The sequence below is a fragment of the Enterococcus sp. DIV0358 genome, from assembly GCF_051713465.1.
In the GTDB taxonomy this organism is placed as follows: domain Bacteria; phylum Bacillota; class Bacilli; order Lactobacillales; family Enterococcaceae; genus Enterococcus; species Enterococcus faecalis.
In genome coordinates, this window is record NZ_JBIOPX010000001.1 from 929,992 (window position 1) to 940,000 (window position 10,009).

The following is a 10,009-nucleotide window of genomic DNA, read 5'->3' on the forward strand; positions in this document are numbered from 1 at the left end:
AGTAATGAAAAAAACGAAAATCGTATGTACGATTGGACCAGCTAGTGAATCCGTTGATATGCTAGTAAACTTAATTAATGCAGGTATGAATGTTTGCCGTTTGAACTTTTCACATGGTGACTACGAAGAGCATGGTGCTCGTATTAAAAACATTCGTGAAGCTGTAAAAATTACAGGGAAACGCGTAGCGATCTTACTAGATACAAAAGGTCCTGAAATCCGCACAAATGACATGGAAAATGGCGCAATCACAATGAAAATTGGTGATTCAGTACGTATTTCTATGACAGAAGTTTTAGGAACAAATGAAAAATTCTCAATCACTTATCCAGAATTAATCAATGATGTAAACGTAGGTTCACACATTCTTTTAGATGATGGTTTAATTGATTTAGAAGTAACTGATATCGACCGTGATGCAAACGAAATCGTAACAGTTGTTAAAAACGAAGGCGTCTTGAAAAACAAAAAAGGCGTTAACGTACCAGGCGTTTCTGTAAACTTACCAGGGATCACTGAAAAAGATGCTAACGATATCCGTTTCGGAATTGGTCAAGGAATTGACTTTATCGCAGCTAGCTTCGTTCGTCGTGCTTCTGACGTTTTAGAAATCACTAAAATTTTAGAAGAAGAAAACGCAACACACATCCAAATCATTCCTAAAATCGAAAACCAAGAAGGTATCGATAATATCGATGAAATCTTAAAAGTTTCTGATGGTTTAATGGTTGCTCGTGGTGACATGGGTGTTGAAATTCCAACAGAAGATGTTCCAGTTGTCCAAAAAGCTTTAATTAAAAAATGTAATGCTTTAGGTAAACCAGTTATCACTGCAACACAAATGTTAGATTCAATGCAACGTAACCCACGTCCAACACGTGCGGAAGCAAATGACGTAGCAAACGCAATCTACGATGGAACAGATGCAGTAATGTTATCAGGCGAAACTGCAGCAGGGGATTACCCATTAGAAGCTGTTCAAACAATGGCTCGTATTGCAGTTCGTACAGAAGAAACATTAGTTAACCAAGATTCATTCGCATTGAAATTATATAGCAAAACAGATATGACTGAAGCAATCGGACAATCTGTTGGCCATACAGCACGTAACTTGGGTATCCAAACAATCGTTGCGGCAACAGAATCAGGCCATACAGCACGTATGATCTCTAAATACCGTCCAAAAGCACATATCGTTGCAATTACGTTCTCAGAACAAAAAGCACGTAGCTTATCATTATCATGGGGTGTTTACGCAACAGTTGCTGACAAACCATCAAGCACAGATGAAATGTTTAATTTAGCTTCAAAAGTATCACAAGAAGAAGGTTATGCTTCAGAAGGTGATTTAATCATTATCACTGCTGGTGTTCCAGTTGGCGAAAAAGGCACAACAAACTTAATGAAAATTCAAATGATCGGTTCTAAATTAGTTCAAGGTCAAGGTGTCGGCGAAGAAGCAATTATTGCAAAAGCCGTTGTTGCAGGAACTGCTGAAGAAGCAGTTGCTAAAGCGACTGAAGGGGCTATTTTAGTTACAAAAACAACAGATAAAGAATACATGCCTGCAATTGAAAAAGCATCAGCATTAGTTGTTGAAGAAGGTGGTTTAACTTCTCATGCAGCTGTTGTAGCGATTGCACAAAATATTCCAGTTATCGTAGGTGCTGCAGATGCAACATCATTAATTAATAATGACGAAGTGATTACTGTTGATCCTCGTCGTGGTATTGTTTACCGCGGAGCAACAACAGCTATCTAAATCTAATTAATTCAATCATTTGATTTTAAGCAATATGTACTCGGACGCAAAGCTGGGACAAACCGATTCGTCAGTTTGTCTCAGCTTTTTTTACAAGGAAGACAGTGGTATGAAATGTTCAGAAAACACGTATTCAGTAAATAAAGAGTTGGGCGCAAATAGTAAAATTATGTCTTAGTTTTAAATTATCTATGTTATTTCACACAAAAATTTTGTTATTTAATTAAATAAGCGCTAAGTTATCTTCAACAGAAAAACAATTATAAAAAAAACGAAAGAAAAACAGGAAATAAGAAAGGGCTGTCAAGAAAATTTCATTGACAAAGCTTTCATACCCCTGTATAATAGCTTTTGTTGCTTAGGAGTGATAATTATGAAGTGGTCTTTGTTAGAATTAAATAAATACAAAGAAGAGCCGCTAGTGTTTTCAGAAACATTGCATCTTAAAGAAGAGCTTCTTCAACGAGATGATACCTTGTTGGATGTAAGTCCAATCAAAGTAGAAGGCTTATTAGCAGTCAATAAATCAGAATATTTACTTCATTACACTATTCAGGTAACTGTAACCGTTCCTTCATCCCGTTCTTTAGAACCTGTGGCTTTGCCAATGCAAATCACGGTCGATGAAGTTTTTATGACAAAAGAACAAATGGATACAAGAGATGAACGATTTGCAGCTGAAGAGATTATTTTATTGGACAAGCCAACAATTGATTTAGATGAATCTGTCGAAGACAACATTCTATTGTCCATTCCAATTCAAGTGCTTACAGAAGAAGAACAAAACAGTCAAGAAATGCCAAGTGGCAATGACTGGGAAGTGATTTCAGAAGAAGCATATTTGGAAAGTAAGCAGAAAGCAGCAGAACAAACAGTGGATCCTCGTCTGGCTAAACTATCAGAATTACTCAGCGATAATGCTGAAGAGGAAGATAACAGCTAGGTTGGAATATATTGTGTATGTAAATACACGCATCTTTACAAGGAGGTGGAACAACAATGGCAGTACCAGCTAGAAGAACTTCTAAAGCGAAAAAAGCAAAACGTCGCACACACTACAAATTAACAATCAAAGGCTTAAATGCATGCTCAAACTGTGGTGAAATGAAAAAAAGCCATCACGTATGTCCAGCATGTGGTCACTACGATGGAAAAGACGTAATGTCTAAAGAAGCATAAGCATAAAAACATTTTTTGAAATGTTGAATCCCCTAGGCTAACCATGGAGCCTAGGGGATTTGTATTTTTTTAAGAAAATATGAAGAAATTGGAAATTTATTGGCACTATATTGTTTTCATATGAAAGATAGTGCGTTATAATAGTGAGGATTATAAGAGAATGCTCATAGAATTTTCGTTGATTATAATATAGGAGGTCATAAAATGACAAAACAACAATTTGGCGTAGTCGGCATGGCTGTCATGGGGAAAAATCTTGCTTTAAACATTGAAAGCAGAGGCTATACAGTTGCGCTGTATAACCGTACAGGATCAAAAACAACAGAAGTGGTTGAAGAACATCCTGACAAAAACTTTCAAGCAACATACTCAATTGAGGAATTTGTGAATGCAATTGAAAAACCTCGTCGAATTATGTTGATGGTTAAAGCTGGACCTGCAACAGATGCGACAATCCAAGAATTGTTACCACACCTTGATAAAGGCGACATCTTAATTGATGGCGGTAATACGTTCTTCAAAGACACAATGCGACGTAATGAAGAACTAGCAAACTCAGGAATTAACTTTATTGGTACTGGCGTTTCTGGCGGAGAAGAAGGAGCCTTGAAAGGACCATCTATCATGCCTGGCGGACAAAAAGAAGCGTATGAGTTAGTTGCGCCAATTCTTGAAAAAATTTCAGCTAAAGCAGAAGACGGTGAACCATGTGTGACTTACATTGGCCCAAATGGTGCTGGACATTATGTAAAAATGGTTCATAATGGGATTGAATATGGGGACATGCAATTAATTGCTGAATCCTACGACTTAATGAAACAAATCTTAGGTTTATCTGTTGATGAAATGGCAGAGATTTTCAAAGAATGGAACGAAGGCGAATTAGACAGTTACCTTATCGAGATCACGGCTGACATTTTGACACGTAAAGATGATGAAGGAACCGACCAACCAATCGTTGATGTTATTCTTGATGCAGCAGGCAACAAAGGAACAGGTAAATGGACAAGCCAAAGTGCGTTAGATCTTGGCGTACCATTACCATTAATTACAGAATCAGTATTTGCACGTTTTATTTCGGCTTACAAAGAAGAACGCGTAAAAGCAAGTGGCATTTTATCAAAACCTGCAGCCTTTAACTTTGCAGGCGATAAAAGAGAATTGATTGAAAAAATTCGCGAAGCATTATACTTTAGTAAATTAATGAGTTATGCGCAAGGGTTTGCACAACTCCGTGCAGCTTCTGAAGAATACGGATGGGATTTACCATTTGGTGAAATTGCAAAAATCTGGCGAGCAGGTTGCATTATCCGTGCACAATTCTTACAAAAAATTACCGATGCATATGAAAAAAATCCAGCACTTGAAAACTTGTTGTTAGATGAATACTTCGTAGAAATTACGAAAAAATATCAACAAGCCGTTCGTGAAGTTGTTGCGATTGCTGTTCAAGCAGGTGTTCCTGTACCAACATTCTCATCTGCAATTGCTTATTACGATTCTTATCGTTCAGATCGCTTACCAGCGAATTTAATTCAAGCACAACGTGATTACTTCGGTGCTCATACGTACGAACGCACAGACAAAGAAGGAATCTACCATTACAGCTGGTACAACGAAGAATAAACACGCTGGAGACCATGAGTGTGGCTCACCATGCTCATGGTTTTACTGTGGCTTAAAAAAGAACCAGACAGATTGAGTAGTAATTCTCTAATAAGTAGTAAGGAATAAAAAGGTTGAGCTTGAGTATAGCTTTTAAAGAGAAAGGACAATTAATCAAATGAGCAACATTTTAATTATTGAAGATGAAAAGAACTTAGCGAGATTCGTTGAGCTTGAATTAAAACATGAGGGGTATACGACAGAAGTACACTACAATGGTCGTACAGGATTGGAAGCCGCTCTTAACAACGAATGGGATGCTATCCTTCTTGATTTGATGTTACCAGAATTAAATGGATTAGAAGTATGTCGCCGTGTTCGCCAAGTGAAAAATACACCAATTATTATGATGACTGCGCGTGATTCAGTAATTGACCGTGTTTCTGGCTTAGACCATGGAGCGGATGATTATATTGTTAAACCATTTGCAATTGAAGAATTGTTAGCTCGTTTACGTGCGTTACTTCGTCGTATTGATATTGAGGGCGATAAAAACGTTGCAAAACAAACAACGATTACATATCGTGACTTAACAATTGAAAAAGAAAATCGTGTCGTTCGTCGTAATTCTGAAATGATTGAATTAACAAAACGCGAATACGAATTACTATTAACGCTAATGGAAAACGTGAATGTTGTCTTGGCACGTGATGTGTTACTAAATAAAGTTTGGGGCTATGAAACAGAAGTAGAAACAAACGTTGTGGATGTGTATATCCGCTACTTACGAAATAAAATTGACGTACCTGGAGAAGAAAGCTACATCCAAACTGTCCGTGGAACTGGCTACGTTATGCGTTCGTGAGAACTAATTAATGAAAAGAACGATTAAAAAAGAACTGGAAGGCCCATCTTTAACTATAAAGTGGGCTTTCGCAAGTTCTTTCTTTATATTTGTAGTTTTTACCATTTTTGCGGTGATTACCTATAAGTCTTCTGTCAGTCTTATTGTTGCCAAAGAAAAGGAAAATGTCGAAGCAACGATTGCAGAAGTAACAAATCGATTAGCTAATGCCAATGAAAATTTAACGGTAACAGACGTTTTTGACTATTTAAAAACGCCGAGTGAAAGAGATGAAAACTACTATAATAAGCATACAGCAGTAGAAGGTTCGTTTATGGAAATGGACAGTTTCATATCTGAACTAGGACAACCAGAACTTTATTTATCTGTGTATGACACAAACCAAAAGCTAGTTTTTAAAACACAAAATGAATATGATAAGTTATTACAATTGGATCGACAATTACCTGTTGTTCGAACCGTTTTTGATAAAACCGGTTTTTATTCCGTGGAACCTATTTTTTCAAAAGAAACACGAGAAAAGATTGGCTATATTCAAGCGTTTTATGAACTTTCTTCTTTTTATGAAATTCGTAATCATTTATTATTAACACTTGTAGTTTTAGAAGTGATTTCTCTGATTGTAAGTAGTGTCTTAGGCTTTATCCTCTCTTCTTATTTCTTAAAACCATTAAAAGTATTGAGAGACACGATGGATACAATCCGCAAAGACCCGCAATCAGATGTCCACATGCCGGAGATTAATACGAGAGATGAGTTAGCAGATATCTCGGAAATCTTTAATGAAATGTTAGATCGTATGAGACGCTATATCGAACAACAAGAGCAGTTTGTTGAAGATGTTTCCCATGAATTAAGAACGCCCGTTGCGATTATGGAAGGCCATTTAAACCTTTTAAATCGTTGGGGGAAAGACGATCCTGAAATTTTAGATGAATCATTAAAGGCCAGTTTACAAGAAATTAGTCGTATGAAGAGTTTGGTCCAAGAAATGCTTGACCTTTCACGCGCTGAACAAGTGGACACCCAATATGCAAATGAACGAACAGATGCTAAACAAGTAGTCTACCAAGTATTTAATAACTTCCAATTGGTTTATCCTGAGTTTCATATCACATTAGATGACGATTTACCAACCGAAGTTGAACTGAAAATCTATCGTAATCACTTTGAACAATTGCTAATTATTCTATTAGATAATGCGATTAAATATTCAACAGATCGAAAAGAAGTGCATATTTCCATTTCTCGAACGATGAATGAATTTGAAATAGCTGTGCAAGATTTTGGTGAAGGAATCACTGAAGAAGACTTGGAGAAAATATTTGATCGATTCTATCGAGTAGATAAAGCCCGTGCAAGAAATAAAGGCGGTAATGGCTTAGGACTATCGATTGCAAAACAATTAGTCGAAAACTATAAAGGACGTATTGATGCAGAAAGCGTATTGCATCAAGGAACGATCTTTAGAATTTTTATTCCAATCGCTGGAATAAAAGAAGAGGAGGTCGGGACAGAACCGTTTAGCTCCGAGAAATAAGAAGAAATTTCCGAAAATTGCTCTTTAATTTTTGGATAATTTCGGCTTATTTCCGAAGGAGTTGGTTCTGTTCCCGCCGTTTATCAGTTTTTGAGCGTGGAGCAAAAATCCAAAGTGATTTTTGTCCCACGCTTTTTTTTACGAATGAATAACGAACATTTCAGTAAGAGAAAAGGGATTATAAGATAAAGAAACGAATGTTTTCTTTGCAGAAAATATTCATCGTTCGAAATTGAAAAAAATGTTATTTTTCTGCAAAATAATAGTTGCGTTTTAGAAAAATCCTTGGTATATTAATATCTGTTCTGGCAAACAGTTCGTTAAGAAAAAAGTTTTAAAAAGTTAAAAATTTTTCTTGACAAAAAGATAAATAACATGTTAGAATAACAAAGTCGTTAAAGAGATTGCTTTTAAATCAATCGTTTGATCAAAAAAACTTGTTATAAAATAACAAAAAAGTTTTAAAAAGTTGTTGACAAACAACTGAGATAATGATAAGATATAGAAGTTGTCACAACAGACGGCAACGACCGAGCAAGACAATTTAAAAAACTTTTTCAAAAAAGTTCTTGACATTCAAACGAAAGTTTGTTATGATATAAAAGTTGCTGCGAGGTAACGTAGACCTTTGAAAACTGAACAAAGAATAGACGAACCAAATGTGTAGGGCGTCTTGATTCAATTCAAGACAACAAACATTTTTAACAAGCAAGCAATATGCTAGCAAACAAATTGAGCTTAACAATCGCAAGATTGTTCTAACTTTTATTATGAGAGTTTGATCCTGGCTCAGGACGAACGCTGGCGGCGTGCCTAATACATGCAAGTCGAACGCTTCTTTCCTCCCGAGTGCTTGCACTCAATTGGAAAGAGGAGTGGCGGACGGGTGAGTAACACGTGGGTAACCTACCCATCAGAGGGGGATAACACTTGGAAACAGGTGCTAATACCGCATAACAGTTTATGCCGCATGGCATAAGAGTGAAAGGCGCTTTCGGGTGTCGCTGATGGATGGACCCGCGGTGCATTAGCTAGTTGGTGAGGTAACGGCTCACCAAGGCCACGATGCATAGCCGACCTGAGAGGGTGATCGGCCACACTGGGACTGAGACACGGCCCAGACTCCTACGGGAGGCAGCAGTAGGGAATCTTCGGCAATGGACGAAAGTCTGACCGAGCAACGCCGCGTGAGTGAAGAAGGTTTTCGGATCGTAAAACTCTGTTGTTAGAGAAGAACAAGGACGTTAGTAACTGAACGTCCCCTGACGGTATCTAACCAGAAAGCCACGGCTAACTACGTGCCAGCAGCCGCGGTAATACGTAGGTGGCAAGCGTTGTCCGGATTTATTGGGCGTAAAGCGAGCGCAGGCGGTTTCTTAAGTCTGATGTGAAAGCCCCCGGCTCAACCGGGGAGGGTCATTGGAAACTGGGAGACTTGAGTGCAGAAGAGGAGAGTGGAATTCCATGTGTAGCGGTGAAATGCGTAGATATATGGAGGAACACCAGTGGCGAAGGCGGCTCTCTGGTCTGTAACTGACGCTGAGGCTCGAAAGCGTGGGGAGCAAACAGGATTAGATACCCTGGTAGTCCACGCCGTAAACGATGAGTGCTAAGTGTTGGAGGGTTTCCGCCCTTCAGTGCTGCAGCAAACGCATTAAGCACTCCGCCTGGGGAGTACGACCGCAAGGTTGAAACTCAAAGGAATTGACGGGGGCCCGCACAAGCGGTGGAGCATGTGGTTTAATTCGAAGCAACGCGAAGAACCTTACCAGGTCTTGACATCCTTTGACCACTCTAGAGATAGAGCTTTCCCTTCGGGGACAAAGTGACAGGTGGTGCATGGTTGTCGTCAGCTCGTGTCGTGAGATGTTGGGTTAAGTCCCGCAACGAGCGCAACCCTTATTGTTAGTTGCCATCATTTAGTTGGGCACTCTAGCGAGACTGCCGGTGACAAACCGGAGGAAGGTGGGGATGACGTCAAATCATCATGCCCCTTATGACCTGGGCTACACACGTGCTACAATGGGAAGTACAACGAGTCGCTAGACCGCGAGGTCATGCAAATCTCTTAAAGCTTCTCTCAGTTCGGATTGCAGGCTGCAACTCGCCTGCATGAAGCCGGAATCGCTAGTAATCGCGGATCAGCACGCCGCGGTGAATACGTTCCCGGGCCTTGTACACACCGCCCGTCACACCACGAGAGTTTGTAACACCCGAAGTCGGTGAGGTAACCTTTTTGGAGCCAGCCGCCTAAGGTGGGATAGATGATTGGGGTGAAGTCGTAACAAGGTAGCCGTATCGGAAGGTGCGGCTGGATCACCTCCTTTCTAAGGAATATTACGGAAATACACATTTCGTCTTTACTTTGTTCAGTTTTGAGAGGTCTACTCTCAATCAAATAAGTTCGGGGCCTTAGCTCAGCTGGGAGAGCGCCTGCTTTGCACGCAGGAGGTCAGCGGTTCGATCCCGCTAGGCTCCATTGATAGCTTTTGCTATCAGATTCGTTCATTGAAAACTGGATATTGAAGTAAAAAGAATCAAAACAAACCGAGAACACCGCGTTGAATGAGTTTTTTAATAAGTTCAATTGCTTATTTATTGATTAACCTTCTATCGCTAGAAGAAGTGATCAAGACCCAACCGCAAGGTTGATAAGGTTAAGTGAATAAGGGCGCACGGTGGATGCCTTGGCACTAGGAGCCGATGAAGGACGGGACTAACACCGATATGCTTTGGGGAGCTGTAAGTAAGCTATGATCCAGAGATTTCCGAATGGGGGAACCCAATATCTTTTATAGGATATTACTTTTCAGTGAATACATAGCTGATTAGAGGTAGACGCAGAGAACTGAAACATCTTAGTACCTGCAGGAAGAGAAAGAAAATTCGATTTCCTGAGTAGCGGCGAGCGAAACGGGAAGAGCCCAAACCAACAAGCTTGCTTGTTGGGGTTGTAGGACTCCGATATGGTAGTCTGTTAGTATAGTTGAAGGATTTGGAAAATTCCGCTAAAGAGGGTGAAAGCCCCGTAGACGAAATGCTAACAACACCTAGGAGG

General features: G+C 39.4%; 6 protein-coding genes, 1 tRNA gene and 2 rRNA genes (1 of these 9 cut by a window edge). All 9 read left to right on the forward strand.

All coding sequences use genetic code 11. From position 1 onward, the window contains the following. Positions 1-4: 4 nt before the first annotated feature. Complete coding sequence (pyk, locus tag IGK70_RS04615; RefSeq protein ID WP_002355949.1) at positions 5-1,762, forward strand: pyruvate kinase; 1,758 nt, start codon at positions 5-7, stop codon at positions 1,760-1,762. Between the two features lie 373 nt (positions 1,763-2,135). After that, a complete protein-coding gene (locus IGK70_RS04620) occupies positions 2,136-2,705 on the forward strand; it encodes a YceD family protein (protein ID WP_002363429.1) in 570 nt (189 codons plus the stop codon). Positions 2,706-2,761: 56 nt separating this feature from the next. Then, the gene (rpmF, locus tag IGK70_RS04625; protein WP_002355952.1) at positions 2,762-2,941 is read left to right on the forward strand and encodes a 50S ribosomal protein L32; all 180 of its coding nucleotides are present in this window, start codon (positions 2,762-2,764) and stop codon (positions 2,939-2,941) included. A 204-nt stretch (positions 2,942-3,145) separates the two neighbouring features. Next, a complete protein-coding gene (gene gndA / locus IGK70_RS04630) occupies positions 3,146-4,567 on the forward strand; it encodes an NADP-dependent phosphogluconate dehydrogenase (RefSeq protein WP_104855468.1) in 1,422 nt (473 codons plus the stop codon). 157 nt (positions 4,568-4,724) lie between these two features. Beyond that, on the forward strand, positions 4,725-5,411 hold the full coding sequence (locus IGK70_RS04635) for a response regulator transcription factor (protein ID WP_002355954.1): 687 nt from the start codon (positions 4,725-4,727) through the stop codon (positions 5,409-5,411). A gap of 10 nt (positions 5,412-5,421) precedes the next feature. After that, positions 5,422-6,951 (forward strand): HAMP domain-containing sensor histidine kinase, encoded by a 1,530-nt coding sequence (locus IGK70_RS04640; protein ID WP_002416339.1) that lies wholly within the window; start codon positions 5,422-5,424, stop codon positions 6,949-6,951. Between the two features lie 766 nt (positions 6,952-7,717). Beyond that, positions 7,718-9,278, forward strand: a 16S ribosomal RNA gene (locus IGK70_RS04645). Positions 9,279-9,357: 79 nt separating this feature from the next. Continuing rightward, positions 9,358-9,430, forward strand: a tRNA-Ala gene (locus IGK70_RS04650). Between the two features lie 176 nt (positions 9,431-9,606). Continuing rightward, positions 9,607-10,009 (forward strand): 23S ribosomal RNA (locus tag IGK70_RS04655) (it continues 2,510 nt past the right edge of the window). The 16S and 23S rRNA genes sit together here with 1 tRNA gene alongside, the layout of an rRNA operon.